Consider the following 14,509-nt stretch of genomic DNA (forward strand, 5'->3'; position numbering starts at 1 on the left):
ACCTCAGGTTCCGTCTGCTCTTCCGGAGAAGGCCTCTGCGTTTCCACCGCGTGAGCGGCTTCTACGCTGTGTTGTGTCTTTACTTTATCAGGTGTTCCGCGCCCCGCCAAATCGGCGTTTTCGCTTTCAAACCTGATCCGGAGAAAGAATTCCCGGTGCTTCTTCCGCTTCACGTTTCCGCTGGGCTTTCGAAGCAACTCCCCGAGCCTACATGCCCCGAGCGACTGCTCGAACCAGTGTGTTTCGGAGGAGGTGGACCGGCCCGCCCGCAGTGTTGTCCGCGTTCGTCTCGCTCGGTCTTGACCAACTGTACCGCTGGGGTGGAGTGCTCGTGACAGGTTTCCGAAAACTCTTCGGTGTCCTGGCCTACATCGCCGTGGAGCCGACCGGTCCCGGCCCCGAAGCCCCGTCCACCCGGGGCCCAGGGGATGACGTCCCCCTGAGCCCCCATGGGGGACCCGACCGCCTAGAGCTTCTCGATCGGGGCGTACTTGACCAGGAAGTCCTTCTCCCCGATGTCAGCGCCGAAGTCGATGCGGGCCTTGGTCTTGTCCCCGGCGCCGTCGACCAACTGCACCCGACCCATCCCGAAGGAGTCGTGGTTGACCAGGTCTCCCACACTGAGCGTGGGCGCCTCCTTGACGGCCTTCCTCCCACTTCCGAAGGGGCTTCCGAAACCGCCCCCGCCACCGAAGCCTCCCCCGGAGCGGCCTCCGATCGTGCGGCTGGGCGGGGCGGAGAGCGTCGACTCCGCACGCCGCCAGTCGACCAGTGCCGACGGGATCTCGTCCAGGAACCGGGACGCCGGGTTGTAGGAGGGCGTCCCCCAGGCGCTGCGCACGGCCGCGCGGCTGACGTACAGCCGCTGCTCGGCGCGCGTGATGCCCACGTACGCCAGGCGCCGCTCCTCCTCCAGCTCGGTCTTGTCCCCCAGCGTTCGCGTGTGCGGAAAGACCCCGTCCTCCATACCGGTGAGGAAGACGGCCGGGAACTCCAGCCCCTTCGCCGCGTGCAGGGTCATCAGGGTGACCACCCCGCCGTCGTCGTCCTCGTCGGGGATCTGGTCGGTGTCAGCGACCAGGGAGATGCGCTCCAGGAAGTCGACCAGGGTCGGTTCGCCCGGGTCGATGCCCTGGTTCTCCTCGCCCTCCAGCTCCGCCTCGTCCTCGATGAGCGCGGCGAAGGTGTGCTCGAACTCCCGGGCGACGTCGACGAACTCCTCGAGGTTCTCCACCCGGCTCTCGTCCTGGAGGTCCTTGGACTCCGCCAGTTCCGACAGGTAGCCCGTCTTGCTGAGCACAGCCTCGACGATCTCCGCCGGGGTGCTGCCCGGGACGACCTCCGCGAGCTCGTCCAACAGTGCGGTGAAGTTGCGGATCGCCTTGGCCGAACGGGTCGCCAGGCCCGGCGCCTCGTCCACGCGGCGCAGCGCCTTCGAGAACGAGACGCGTTCCCGCGCGGCGAGGAGCTCGATGGACTCCTCCGCCCGCGCGCCGATGCCGCGTTTGGGCACATTGAGGATGCGGCGCAGGCTCACCGTGTCCTCGGGATTGGCCAGCACCCGCAGGTAGGCGAGGATGTCGCGGATCTCCTTGCGCTCGTAGAAGCGCACACCGCCGACGATCTTGTACGGCAGCCCGGTCCGGATGAACACGTCCTCGAAGACGCGGGACTGCGCGTTGGTCCGGTAGAAGACCGCGACCTGGCTCGGCTTGACCACGCCCTCGTCGGTCAGCCGGTCGATCTCGCCGACGACGAAGGCCGCCTCGTCGTGCTCGTTGTCCGCGACGTATCCGGTGATCATCGGGCCCTCGCCCTGCTCCGACCACAGGTTCTTGGCCGGGCGGCCCTCGTTCCGGTCGATCACCGTGTTGGCGGCGGAGAGGATGTTCTGGGTGGAGCGGTAGTTCTGTTCCAGCAGGATGGTCCGCGCGTTAGGGAAGTCGCGCTCGAACTCCAGGATGTTGCGGATGGTCGCGCCCCGGAAGGCGTAGATCGACTGGTCGGCGTCGCCCACCACGCAGAGTTCGGCGGGCGGGACCGCGCTGGTGTCGGAGCCCTCCGCCGCGCCGACGAGTTCGCGGACGAACGCGTACTGCGCGTGGTTGGTGTCCTGGTACTCGTCGACCATGACGTGCCGGAAGCGGCGCCGGTAGTACTCGGCCACGTCCGGGAACATCTGGAACAGGTTGACCGTGATCATGATCAGGTCGTCGAAGTCCATGGCGCCCGCCTCGAGCAGGCGGCGCTGGTAGAGCTGGTAGGCCTCCGCGAGCTTCTTCTCCTGCTCGGTCTGGGCCTGCTCCGCGTACGTGTCGTAGTCGACGAGCTCGTTCTTGAGGTTGGACACCTGGAAGCTGAAGGACTTGGGCGGGAACCGCTTGGGGTCCAGGTCCATCTCCTTGCAGACCATCTGCATGAGGCGCTGGGAGTCGGCGGCGTCGTAGATGGTGAAGCTGCTCGGGTAGCCGAGCCGGTGCGCCTCCCTGCGCAGGATGCGCACGCACGCCGAGTGGAAGGTCATGGTCCACATGGTGTTGGCGGCGCGGGTGCCGAGAAGGGCCTCGATGCGCTGCTTCATCTCGGCCGCGGCCTTGTTGGTGAAGGTGATCGCGAGGATCTCCCCCGGGCGTACCCCGCGTTCGGCCATGAGGTGGGCGATGCGGTGGGTGAGGACACGGGTCTTGCCCGATCCCGCGCCCGCCACGATGAGGAGCGGCGCCCCCGCGTGGGTGACCGCGTCGCGCTGGGGACCGTTCAGACCTTCGAGAAGCTGTTCTTGGGAGGACACGCCTACCAGGTTACGGCCGACCGGTGACGTGACCGTCCACCCGGGGAGGTGCCCCTCCTCCCCTCCCGTCCCATCCGTCCGTCCCCCCTCTTCCCGCGCTCCCGTCCCGTGGGCGGTCCGCCGTCAACGTGCGGTGCGGCCAGCGGCTTACCCTGTTGGAGGCGTTTTCGGCGGATGTCTCCGGTCGCGTGCGTGCCTCCCGTGAGGCACGACCGGCCACGGAACCTCCGGTCACGCCCCCACACCAACCAGGTCGTCCGCCTGGCTGGTCCATGTCCTGTTCGGGGGGAGATTGGTCTTGGCTGACCAGGAGTCCATGCGTGTGTTCGTCGACTGTGACCCGGGGATCGACGACGCCGTCGCACTCGCCTACCTGGCCGCGCGGCCTGAGGTGGAGATCGTCGGTGTCGGCGCGGTGTTCGGCAACAACACGGTCGAGGTGACGGCGCTGAACGCGTTGCGCCTGCTCGACCTGTACGGCCGCCCGGACGTTCCGGTGGCCGTGGGTGCCTCCCGGCCGCTGGTGCAGGAGCCGCGGCTGGCCGGGCACGTGCACGGCGAGAACGGCCTGGGCGACGTGAAGCTTCCGGAGCCCGTGCGTGAGCCGGTGGCCGAGTCCGCCGCCGAACTCCTCGTGCGTCTGGTGCGGGAGAACCCCGGGCGGATCGACGTGCTGGCCGTGGGTCCGCTGACCAACCTGGCACTGGCGCTCGGTCTGGAGCCGCGCCTGCCCCAGCTGGTGCGGCGCCTGGTCGTGATGGGCGGCGCCGTGGAGGTGCCCGGAAACGTCTCCTCGCACGCCGAGGCCAACATCGCCAACGACCCCGAGGCCGCCGAGGCGGTGTTCGCGGCCGGGTTCGACCTGGACCTGATCGCGCTCGACATCACCATGAGGACCGTGGCCACCGGTGCGTGGCTGGACCGGCTCCAGGAGGTGCCCGGCGCGCGGGCACAGAACACCTCCGCGTTCCTGGACTTCTACGCCGAGTTCTACCGGGGCATCTTCGGGGTGCGCCAGTGCGCGATGCACGACCCGCTGGCCGCGGCGGTGCTGGTCGACCCGCACCTGGTGACCGAGGCCTTCGAGGCTCCGGTGCGGGTGGAGCTGACCGGCGGGCTGACCCGTGGGATGACCGTGGCCGACCGTCGACTCCGTCCGAGCAACGACGAGCGCCGTGCCGCGCGGGTGGTCACCGAGGTGCGGGAGGACGAGTTCCTCGACCGCATGCTCGACTCGCTGCGCTGAGCGCTCTCCGGTCGCCGGCCCCCGGTCGCCCCGGTCTCGGTCGCCGGGCGACCGGGGCCGGTGACCGGACCCCGGGCGGGCTCAGACCAGGCGGCGGGCCGTGGCCCAGCGGCTGAGCTCGTGCCGGTTGGACAGTTGGAGCTTGCGCAGCACCGAGGAGACGTGCGTCTCGACCGTCTTGACCGAGATGAACAGCTCCTTGGCGACCTCCTTGTACGCGTAGCCGCGCGCGATGTGCCGCAGGACCTCGCGTTCGCGCTGGGTGAGGCGGTCCAGCTCGGGGTCGGCCGGGGGCGCGTCCGTCGCGGAGAAGGCGTCCAGCACGAACCCCGCCAGGCGCGGCGAGAACACCGCGTCGCCGTCCGCGACCCGCACGATGGCGTTGGCGAGGTCCTTGCCGGAGATGGTCTTGGTGACGTAGCCGCGCGCGCCCCCGCGCACCACGCCGATGACGTCCTCGGCGGCGTCGGAGACCGACAGGGCGAGGAAGCGGATCTGGGGGTGCTTCGCCAGGACCCGCCGCAACACCTCGACTCCCCCGCCGCCGGGCAGGTGCACGTCGAGGAGCACGAGATCGGGCAGGGTCTCCCCGATGACGTGCACCGCGCTGTCGACGTCCCCGGCCTCACCGATGACGTTGACGGCGTCCCCGAGCTCTCCGCGCACCCCGCTGCGGAACAGCCGGTGGTCGTCCACGATCACGACGCGGGGAACCGCGTCTCCGTCACTGAAGTTCGTGCTCTCTTCTCCCACACCTGGACCCTATCCAGCGAAGTCACCCGGGAGGTAGTGGCCCGCATCGCTTCGCCCGTCCCTGACCCGAAGCGGCCACGGCCCCGTCGCCAGGCGGTCACCACACCGTCTCCCGGGGTCACATGTCGGGGATGCGGGGCATGCGGAGCTGCACCTCGGTGCCCTCGCCGGGCTCGGTACGGATGCGCGCGGTCCCCCCGTGCCGCTCCATGCGTCCGACGATGGACCCGCGCACGCCCATGCGGTCCTCGGGGATGTCGTCCAGGTCGAACCCGGCGCCCCGGTCCCGCACGAACACCAGGACCTCCGTCTCGTCCACCTCCCCGAACACCGAGATGGTGTCCGTTCCGGCGTACTTGGAGGCGTTGACCATGGCCTCGCGGGCGGCGCGGAGCATCGCGCTGATGCCGTCGTCGATGGGCGCGTCCCCGACGCACACCACCTCGATCGGCACGCCGTGCTCCTCCTCGACCTCGGCGGCCACCCGCTCCAGGCCCGGTGTGACGGTGGTCTCCGCGTCGGCGGGGCGCTGGTACAGCCAGCTGCGCAGGGCGCGTTCCTGCACGCGGGCCAGGCGCTGCACCTCGCGGGGGTCGTCCGCGCGGCGCTGGATGAGGGTGAGCGTGTGCAGGACGGAGTCGTGGATGTGCGCGGCGAGTTCCGCGCGTTCGGCGTTGCGGATGCGCTCACGGCGCTCGGAGTCGCGTTCCCGGATGAGCCCGATGATCCAGGGGGCGACGATCAGCGCGATCCCGGTGATGAGCGTGAACGCGAAGGTCAGCCCCGCGCGGGCCTCCTGGAGCTGCTGTTGGAACACCAGGAAGCCGATGACGCCGACCACCACGAGCAGGACACCGGCGGTGGTCCGCATGATGCTCTTGGGCCGTGTGCGGCTGACCGTGCTGTTCATCCACTCGTTGCGTTCCGCGGGGTTGGCCTGCTGCCACAGGATGGTGGCCCCGAGGGCACCGAAGATGACGAACCACAGGAGCGGGTCGAAGACCCCGCCGAACACCAGGAACAGGAGGCCGAGTCCGGCGGCGAGCCCGACGTAGGCGATGAGCTGCGAGATGTCACGGCCCTTGCGCCGGGCGTCCGCGGCAGGTTCGGTCCCGTCGACGCCGACCTCCTCCTTGGGAACGAGGAAGTACAGGGCCGCGTAGACGGCCACGCCGATCCCGCCGACGGCGAGCGCCATGAAGGCGAGGCGGACCACGACCGGGTCCAGCCCCAGGTGCCGGGCCAGCCCGGAGGCGACGCCGCCGAGGAGTCTGCCGTCGACCGCGCGGGTGAGCCGCGGGGTCTCCACGGCCGTCGTTGGCACCGCCCGATCACCGCTTTCGTGTGTGGCGCGACGCTCGTGGCCTGACGCGCGCGTGGTTGTGGACGGTTCCAGCATGCCCTGTGTGACCCTCGTGGGACATCGGGGGCGCGGCCCTGGTCCGGCCCTGGTGTTCCGGTCAGGGTGGGTTCAGGGTCGTCCCGGATTCCCCTCGCGACGCATCAGAGGTCACGATGGTTCCATGAGGAAAGTGTGGTGAGCGTCCATGTCTGACGGAGAGACGCCGACCGGGGCGTCGGCGGGGAGCGGTCCCCTCGGGGGCGGGGCCTTCGGGCACGGCTTCTCGGAGGACGGCTCCGCGCGGACCGGGGCCGGGTCCTCCGAGGGCGTCGCCACGGAGAGCGGCCCGGGGGGTGACGCACCCGACCCGGTGACCGGCCCCGAGCTGCGCCGCGACGACCAGCGTCAGGCCCTGGCCGGGGTGTGCGCCGGGTTGGGCGCGTACACGCGGGTGGACCCCGTGGTGTGGCGCGCGGCCTTCGTGCTCACCGCGTTCGCCGGTGGCACGGGGTTGCTGCTGTACATCGCGGCGTGGATGCTCATGCGGGACCCCCAGGGCGGTCCGGCGACCTTCGAGCAACTGCTGAACCGAAGCTTTCCACCGCGGGCGGTGCTGAAGCTGCTGACCCTCGGCCTGGCCGGGGCGACCGCGCTCAGCCTGGTGGGCGGGTTCGGCTGGGGAACGCTGGTGTTGGCGATCCCGCTGGTGCTGGGGTTGCTGACCGCGAGGAACCGGGGGGTGGACCTGCGGTCCTCGATGCTCGGCCTGCGTGCGGACCTGGCCACGCGGGAGCCGCCGCCCACGGGACCGCTGCCGCAGCCGGTGCCCGCCTACTACAACCCGGCCCAGCCGTGGGCCTCGGCCCCGCAGGGCCCGGTGGACCTGGCGGTGGTGTCCGAGCGCACGTCGTTGGACGCCGACGACGACGAAGACGACGCTGACGAGGACGAGGACGAGGACGAGGACGACGAGGAGCGGGGGAAGGCGCCGAAGGGCGCGGGCCACCACGGCGGCTGCCGTGGCGACGGGTCCGGCCACGGGTCGAAGCCGCGTTCCTCGCCTCTGGCCTCGCACGCGCTGTGGACCGTGGTCGCCATGGCGGTCCTGTGGCCGGTGGCCGCTCCGCACCTCGGTCCGCCCGTCTCCGAGGCGAGCGCCGCGCAACTGCTGGTGGGGCCGGAGCTCGGTGTCTACTTCATGGCCGCCGTGGTGGCGGTGTTCGGTCTGTACGCGCTGGTCGGGACCTGGGTGGGCAACCCCCGGGGTCTGATGGTCCTCGGCGCGCTCGCCGTTCTGGGTGCGGTCCTGGTGTCCTCGGTCGACGTCACCCGGACACGGATCGGTGACGAGCTCTGGCGGCCGACGACCGTCGCGGAGGCGCGGTCGGACGACCAGTGGCTGAACGTGGGTGCGGGGACGCTGGACCTCACGGCCCTGCCCGCCGAGCTCGGCCCGGGTGGGTCCGTGGACGTGGCGGTCCGGGTGGACGTGGGGAGCCTGGTCCTGGTGATCCCCGAGGACGCCCGCGTCCACGTGGTGTCGGAGGTGACGGCGGGTGCGATCGGGGTCGGGAGCGTGGCCCCCGACGGCGACTTCGTGGCCGGGCTGGGCCTCGCCCACGAGGAGACCTTCGACCCGTCGAAGCCCGTGCGGAGCTCGGGACCGGCCGAGGAGACGGAGCGTCGGGACGGGGCTGGCCGGGACGAGCTCCCGGTCATCAACGTGCACGCGAGCAGCAGGGCCGGGACAGTGGAGGTGCGGTATGACCAAGCGGGGAACTGACTGGGGATCGCTCGTCGCGGGAGTGCTGTTCCTGGGGCTCGCGGTCGCGTTCGCCGTCCGCGGCAGCGGTGAGTGGGAGCCGAACGTGATGTGGCTGCTGCCGGTGCTGGCGGTGGGCCTGGGCGTGGCGGCGGTGGCGCGGGCGCTGTTCCGGTCGCGCCCCCGTGAGTCGGAGGAGCTGCCGCCCACGCATCCCCCTTCGGACCAGGGCTGATCCGCCCCCGAGGGAGCGGGACGCGTGACCACGGAGAAGGGGCGCCCTCCTCGGAGGGCGCCCCTTCCGCGTGCCCGGCGACCGTCCGACGACCGGATGGGTGAATGAGGGCGACCGGTGCTCCCGGCCCCGAAGCCCTGACCGAAACCCCGGGGGCGGATCGCCGGGTTCCGGTTCCCGGTGATCCGTCGGTCCGTGGTCGGTGGGTGGTGGTCGGACGGCCGCCGCTACTCGGGGCGGTGCTCGGCGATCGCGGCGAACTCCTCGATGCCGAGGGACTCCCCGCGTGCGCTCGGCTGCACCCCGGCGGCCCGGAGCGCTGCCTCGGCCGCGGGGGCCGATCCCGCCCAGCCGGACAGGGCGGCGCGCAGGGTCTTGCGGCGCTGGGCGAAGGCCGCGTCGATCACCTTGAAGACCTCCCTGCGCGGGGCCTTCGTGCTGGGCTCCGGGCGGCGGACCAGTTCCACCAGACCGGAGTCGACGTTGGGCGCGGGCCAGAAGACGTTCCGACCGACAGCTCCGGCCCGGCGTGCGCTGGCGTACCAGGCGACCTTCGCGGAGGGCACCCCGTAGATGCGGCCGCCCGGGGTCGCGGTGATCCGGTCCGCGACCTCGGCCTGCACCATGACCAGCACCCGCTCCAGGCTCGGCAGGAGTTCGAGCAGGTGCAGCAGGACCGGCACGGAGACGTTGTAGGGCAGGTTGGCCACGAGCGCGGTGGGCGCCGGGCCGGGCAGTTCGGTGACGCGCATGGCGTCGCCGGGGACCACCGTGAGCCGGTCGACGAGGTCGGGCGCGTGGTCCGCGACGGTGCCGGGCAGCGCCTCGGCCAGTGCCGGGTCGATCTCGATCGCGGTGACCCGGCGTACGTGCGGGAGCAGGGCGAGGGTGAGCGAGCCGAGCCCGGGTCCCACCTCGACGACCACGTCGTCGGCGCCGACGCCCGCGACGCGGACGATCCGGCGGACGGTGCCGTGGTCGATGACGAAGTTCTGGCCCAGGGTCTTGGTGGGCCGGATACCGAACCGCTCAGCGAGGGCCCGCACGTCGGCGGGGGTGAGCAGGCGGGAACGGTCGGCGGGGTCGGGTTCGGGTGTCTGTGTCACCCACACATCTTGCCAGCCGCCGCCCACCCGCTCATCCACACCGAGTACGGTCGGACGCCCCCTCGCACCACCGGCCGGACCAGCCGCGTCGCGCCGTCGGATCGGGCGGCGGGTCGCGCCATCGGATCGGGTGGCGGGTCGGGCAGCGGGTCGGGCCGATGGCTCCGGTCACTCGAAGAGGTGGACGCCGCAGTGCGGCCACTGGCTCTGCCAGTTCCCTCCGACGGAGTCGTAGAGCTGCTGGGCGCGCTGGGTCTGTTCGGCGGCGCTGGCGTCGGAGGGCAGTCCGGTGCCGCCGACCGAGGACCACGTGCTCGGGCTGAACTGGTAGAGCCCGTAGTAGCCGCCCGCCGCGTTCACGGCGGAGGCGTCGCCTCCGGACTCGCACTGGGCCAGTCCGGCCCAGTTGAGGGCGCCCGCCGCACCGCTCGCCTCGCCGGGATCGTCCTCCTCGACCCTGGTGCCGATCTCCACGAGCCCCTCGACGGGTTCGGTGACGACCTTCTCGGAGAGTTCGTGGTCGACCTCCTCGCCGTGGCGCAGGACGCGGAGGGTGGTGACCTCCTTGAGCCCGTCCTCGGGCTCGGTGACGACCTCGCGTTCGCCCTCGGGGAGGTCGGGGTTCTCGCGTTCGACCGTCTCGGCCTCGATCACCACCTCCTCGGTCTCGGGTTCACCGAGGGCGGGCAGGACGCGCACCACCATGTCGGGTTCGGCTGGCTCGTCCGGTTCCGGGGAGACGATGTCGTGCTCACCGGTCTCGACTCCGGCGGCGCTGAGGACGTCCGCGACGGTCGCGCCGGTGGTGCGGGTCTCGGAGCGGACGGTGTCGTACATGACGACCATGCGGGGCGCGCGTTCGGCGGTCACCGTGAGGCCGCCCTCGGGGATCGGGGTGTCGTGCTCCTGGGAGAGTTCGACGCCCTCGGGGTCGAGGCCGATCTGCTGGAGTGCCTCGTCGAGGGTGGCGGCGTGCACCCTGTGGCTGACTTCGTGGCCGTCGAGGTCGAGGGTGATCTCACGGGGCGAGCGGACGACCACGTGGTCGCCGCCGGTCACCTCGGTGTCCGGGGAGGGTGCGACCACGTCGTGTTCACCGAGTTCGATCCCGGCGGAGTCGAGGACGTCCTGGACGCTGTCCCCGAAGGTGCTGACCTCGTGCTCCCGCCCGTCGGCGTCGAGCAGGACGGTCTTCTCAACAGCCAGGGCGGCGCCCCCGCCCGCCAGGACCAGGACGATCGCGACGACGCCCGCCATGGCCGGCAGGGGGAGGACAAGGGACGCCCTGGGGCGCCGACGCCTGCGGGAACGGCGCTGGGATCCGTTCTTCCCGGATTCTCTGGGCATGACTTCCGAGCCCTTCTTCAAGGGGTGGTCGGTGGGAGTCCTCGGTGGTGGAGGGGCCTTCGAGGGCCGAACACGGTCACATTAACACCAGGCGAGCAAGGATTTTTTGTATGGCCCGAAAACCATTACCCTGCAAATCGCGCATTTCCTCCTATTCCTTTTCCCGGCCCCGCCCCGCGCGACGGCCTGGCGTCGGGGCGGCGTAGCCTGCACAATGAACCGAACGCCGTTCTAGTAACCCACCGTTCCCGTCAGCCGTCGTTCCGGCCCCACCGTTCCACGCACCACCCGCCCCACAGTCACCTCTCCCGACCCACGCCCCGGAGGCACCACCATGGGACCCCTCAACGGAATCCGCGTCATCGAGTTCACCGGCATCGGACCGGCGCCGATGGCCGGGATGCTCCTCGCCGACATGGGTGCCAGCGTCATCCGGATCGACCGCCCCGGGGCCGCCGAGGCCATGACCTCCGGCGCCACCGGACCGCACATGAGCGAGGGCCGCGCCGTGCTCGGCGCCGACCTCAAGTCCGAGGAGGGGATCGCCCGCGCCCGCGAGCTCGTCTCCCGCGCCGACGTCCTCCTGGAGGGCTTCCGCCCCGGCGTGATGGAACGGCTGGGCCTGGGCCCCGACGACTGCCTGGAGCTGAACCCGGGCCTGGTGTACGCGCGCGTCACCGGCTGGGGCCAGGAGGGACCGCTGGCGCACACCGCCGGGCACGACATGAACTACGTGTCCGTGAACGGCGCCCTGCACTCCATCGGACGCGCGGACGGGCCTCCGGTCCCCCCGATCAACCTGCTCGGTGACTTCGCTGGCGGCACCATGTTCGCGGTCACCGGTGTACTGGCGGCCCTCCTGGAGCGGCGGGGCTCCGGACTCGGCCAGGTCGTGGACGCGGCGATGGTGGACGGCAGCTCCCTGCTGATGTCGATGGTGCACGAGGACCGCGCGCGGGGTTCGTGGACCGACGAACGCGGCACCAACTACCTGGACACAGGGGCGCCCTGGTACGACGTCTACGAGTGCGCCGACGGCCGCCACCTGTCCGTGGCCTGCATCGAGCCGCAGTTCTACGCCGCGTTCCTCGCGGGGACGGGGCTGGACGGCGAGGAGCTGCCCGAGCAGTGGGACACCGAGGGGTGGCCCCGGCTTCGGGCACGCTTCGCGGAGGTGCTGCGCACGCGCGACCGCGACGAGTGGGGTGCGGTCTTCGAGGGGACCGACGCCTGCGTGGCGCCGATCCTGTCGCTGGCGGAGGCCCCCGACCACCCGCACGTCCGGGCCCGTGGCGCGCTCGTGCGGGAGGGCGACCGGGTCGTGGCCGGCCCCGCGCCGAGGTTCGGCCGCACCCCCGGTGAGGTCACCCGGGGGCGCCCGTTGCCCGACGCCGACGCCACCCTGAAGGAGTGGGGCCTCACCCCCTGAGCCCTGTGGCCCGGGACTCGCGCCCCGGCACTCGGCTGGCCCCGGGCCCCGCGGCGGCCCCGGAACCTCCCCGGATCCCCCCTTCCGGAGCCCCCTGACCGGAATCGCCGTTTTCCCCGCTCAGAGGCGTGTGATCACTAGGGTGGGCGACCAGTGAGGTGATCGCGATCGGGGGGACCGCCATGTCACCGAGTCGACGGCTCGGCCTGCGCTCGGAACGGTGTGCAACCGGAGGGCGTGCCCGAGAACGGCCTGGGCACCCCGGCCGACGCCCCGGCGGGCGCCTGTACGCCCTCCTGCTGGTGGTGGCGGCCCTGATCTGCACGGCCCCCGCCGCCGCGAGCTCCGCGGGCTCACCCGAACTCGACCCTGGCCGCGCCGGCCCGCCCGGCGGCCCGGTCGTGCTGGTGGGCGTGCCGGGGCTGCTCTGGGAGGACGTCACCCCCGAGCACACGCCCACGCTGTGGGAACTGGCCGAGGCCGGGGCGATCGGCAACGTGTCCATTCGCACCGCCAACTCCCGGACCTGCCCCACGGACGGCTGGCTCTCCGTCTCGGCGGGGCAGCGCTCCCTGTCCGACCGGGAGCGCTTCACCGTGTGCGAGCCCGCGCCGGAGCCGGTGGTGGACGGTTCGGGCGCGACCGTCCCGGGGTTCCGGGACTTCGCGGAGCAGAACGCGCGGTCGGTGTTCGCCGCCCCCGTGGGCCTGCTCGGGCAGACCGTGCGCGACCAGGGCGGTCTCACCCTGGCCGCCGGGCCGGGGGCCGCCCTGGGCGCCGCCGACGAGTCGGGCCGGGTGGACCACTACGTCGACTCGGCGCGGGACCTCTCCCAGGAGCGCCTGAGTGGCGTCTCCCTCGCGGCCGTGGAGCTGCCCGAGCTCACCAGCCTCTACCCGGCCGACTCCGAGGACGGGGACGAGCCGCAGGAGGCCAACCCGGAGGACGTTCCCGAGCAGGTCCGCGAGGACACCCTGGAGACCCTCGACTCTCGGCTCTCGGCACTGATCGGGAACCTGCCCGGCGGCGCCACCCTGATGGTGGTCGGGGTCTCCATGGACACCGGGCCCTCACAGCTGACCGTCGCCCTCACCGGGGAGGTGACCGACCAGGGACTGGTCGGTCCCGCCTCCTACCTGGCCTCGGAGTCGACGCGTCGCCCCGGGCTGGTGGCTCTGACCGACACCACCGTGACGGTGCTGGCCGAACTGGGGTTGGACGCGGGTGTGCCCACCGGCGGACGGGTGTGGCAGACCGCCGACCGCCCCCAGCCCGTGGAGGAGGCGGTGGTCCGCCTGGTGGACTTCAACACCGCCGCCGTGGTGGTCGGCGCGGCGATCCCCGGCTTCTTCAGCGGGCTGGTCGCCATCCAGCTGCTCATCTACGCGGCGGCGGCCTACGCCATGCACCGGTACTCCTGGGGCGAGCGCGGCAAGCGGGCCGTGGTGCTGTCGGTGACCCGGGTCGTGGCCCTGGCGGGCGCGGCCTTCCCCGTGGCGAGCTACCTGGCCAACCTCATCCCGTGGTGGGCGACGCAGCTCCCGCCGCTGGCGCTGCTGGCCTCGGTTCTGGCCGTGGACGCCCTGGTCGTGGCGCTGGCGGTGGCAGGACCGTGGCGCCGGACGATCCTCGGACCGATGACGGTGGTGGCGGGCGCGACCACCCTCGTGCTCTTCCTCGACCTCTGCTTCGGCGCCCACCTCCAGATGAACTCGCCCACCGGGTACTCACCGATCGTGGCGGGGCGTTTCTACGGGATAGGGAACATCGCCTTCGCGACCTTCGCGACCGGCATGCTGATGGCGGTCGCGGGCATCTCCCACTCGCTGATATCGCGGGGCAGGCGACGCGCCGCGGTGGTCACGACCCTGCTGGTGGGTACCGCCTCGGTGCTGATCATCGGCTGGCCGGGGCTGGGGACGGACTTCGGCGGCGTGATCGCGCTGATCCCCGGCCTCGCGGTGACGACGATGATGATCGCGGGGGTGCGGATCACCGCCCTGCGCCTGGCGGCGGTGGGCGCGGTCTCGGTCACCTCGATCTCCCTGCTCGCCTGGATGGACTACCTGCGGCCGGTGGAGGACCGCAGCCACTTCGGCGCGTTCGCGGAGCAGGTGCTGAACGGGGACGCAGGGACGGTGCTGGCCCGCAAGCTGGGAGCCATGCTGGGCACCCTGGGCAACTGGCACCTCACCCTGTTGGCCGCCGGGGCCCTGGTCTTCCTGTTCGCCGTCCTCAACCGGCCGGGGAAGTGGCGGATCGGCGCGCTCCAGCGGGCCTACGAGTACGCCCCGACGCTCCGGGCCGGTCTGACGGGTTCCCTGGTGACGGCCCTGGTGGGCTTCGCGGCCAACGACTCCGGCGTGGCCATCCCCGCGCTGGCGCTGACCGTGGCGGTCCCGCTCACGCTGTCCGCGTGCGTGTGGGCGCTCCAGCAGCGGGAGCGGGAGCCCGCGGAGGTCCCGAGGGAGACCTCCTACGTCCCCAAGGCGTGACCC

At 71.8% G+C, this 14,509-nt stretch carries 10 protein-coding genes; 5 read left to right on the forward strand and 5 right to left on the reverse strand.

Going from position 1 to position 14,509, the window contains the following annotated elements; all coding sequences use genetic code 11:
* Positions 1–466 precede the first annotated feature (466 nt).
* Positions 467–2,791, reverse strand: coding sequence for a DNA helicase PcrA (gene pcrA, locus ACRWK8_RS24845; protein ID WP_378738337.1), 2,325 nt, complete (start codon positions 2,789–2,791; stop codon positions 467–469).
* A 316-nt stretch (positions 2,792–3,107) separates the two neighbouring features.
* Between pcrA and ACRWK8_RS24850 the strand changes: the two genes are divergently transcribed.
* Positions 3,108–4,037, forward strand: a complete 930-nt coding sequence (locus ACRWK8_RS24850) for a nucleoside hydrolase (RefSeq protein ID WP_431873056.1) — start codon at positions 3,108–3,110, stop codon at positions 4,035–4,037.
* Between the two features lie 81 nt (positions 4,038–4,118).
* On the opposite strand, the gene ACRWK8_RS24855 is transcribed toward ACRWK8_RS24850, so the two are convergent.
* The gene (locus tag ACRWK8_RS24855; RefSeq protein ID WP_378738339.1) at positions 4,119–4,790 is read right to left on the reverse strand and encodes a response regulator; all 672 of its coding nucleotides are present in this window, start codon (positions 4,788–4,790) and stop codon (positions 4,119–4,121) included.
* A 118-nt stretch (positions 4,791–4,908) separates the two neighbouring features.
* Complete coding sequence (locus ACRWK8_RS24860; protein WP_431873049.1) at positions 4,909–6,114, reverse strand: ATP-binding protein; 1,206 nt, start codon at positions 6,112–6,114, stop codon at positions 4,909–4,911.
* Between the two features lie 223 nt (positions 6,115–6,337).
* Here ACRWK8_RS24860 and ACRWK8_RS24865 point away from each other — a divergent pair, with 223 nt between their 5' ends.
* Together ACRWK8_RS24865 and ACRWK8_RS24870 are read left to right on the forward strand one after the other, a co-directional pair.
* Positions 6,338–7,915 (forward strand): PspC domain-containing protein, encoded by a 1,578-nt coding sequence (locus ACRWK8_RS24865; protein WP_431873050.1) that lies wholly within the window; start codon positions 6,338–6,340, stop codon positions 7,913–7,915.
* Positions 7,896–8,129 carry a hypothetical protein gene (locus ACRWK8_RS24870; RefSeq protein WP_378738345.1) on the forward strand — a complete coding sequence of 78 codons (234 nt, stop codon included), beginning with the start codon at positions 7,896–7,898 and terminating at the stop codon, positions 8,127–8,129. Before ACRWK8_RS24865 ends, ACRWK8_RS24870 begins: the two co-directional genes overlap by 20 nt.
* A gap of 227 nt (positions 8,130–8,356) precedes the next feature.
* Here the strand turns inward: ACRWK8_RS24870 and rsmA are convergent, their stop codons facing one another.
* Both rsmA and ACRWK8_RS24880 read right to left on the reverse strand, forming a co-directional pair.
* The gene (gene rsmA, locus ACRWK8_RS24875; protein WP_378739036.1) at positions 8,357–9,241 is read right to left on the reverse strand and encodes a 16S rRNA (adenine(1518)-N(6)/adenine(1519)-N(6))-dimethyltransferase RsmA; all 885 of its coding nucleotides are present in this window, start codon (positions 9,239–9,241) and stop codon (positions 8,357–8,359) included.
* A 162-nt stretch (positions 9,242–9,403) separates the two neighbouring features.
* Positions 9,404–10,582: a resuscitation-promoting factor gene (locus ACRWK8_RS24880; protein ID WP_431873051.1), complete on the reverse strand. Its 1,179-nt coding sequence runs from the start codon at positions 10,580–10,582 to the stop codon at positions 9,404–9,406.
* 334 nt (positions 10,583–10,916) lie between these two features.
* Between ACRWK8_RS24880 and ACRWK8_RS24885 the strand changes: the two genes are divergently transcribed.
* Positions 10,917–12,011: a CaiB/BaiF CoA transferase family protein gene (locus ACRWK8_RS24885; protein WP_378738349.1), complete on the forward strand. Its 1,095-nt coding sequence runs from the start codon at positions 10,917–10,919 to the stop codon at positions 12,009–12,011.
* 182 nt (positions 12,012–12,193) lie between these two features.
* Positions 12,194–14,506, forward strand: a complete 2,313-nt coding sequence (locus ACRWK8_RS24890; protein ID WP_431873052.1) for a hypothetical protein — start codon at positions 12,194–12,196, stop codon at positions 14,504–14,506.
* The last annotated feature ends 3 nt before the right edge of the window (positions 14,507–14,509 follow it).

It is taken from the genome of Nocardiopsis eucommiae (genome assembly GCF_965344335.1).
Classification (GTDB): Bacteria; Actinomycetota; Actinomycetes; order Streptosporangiales; family Streptosporangiaceae; genus Nocardiopsis; species Nocardiopsis eucommiae.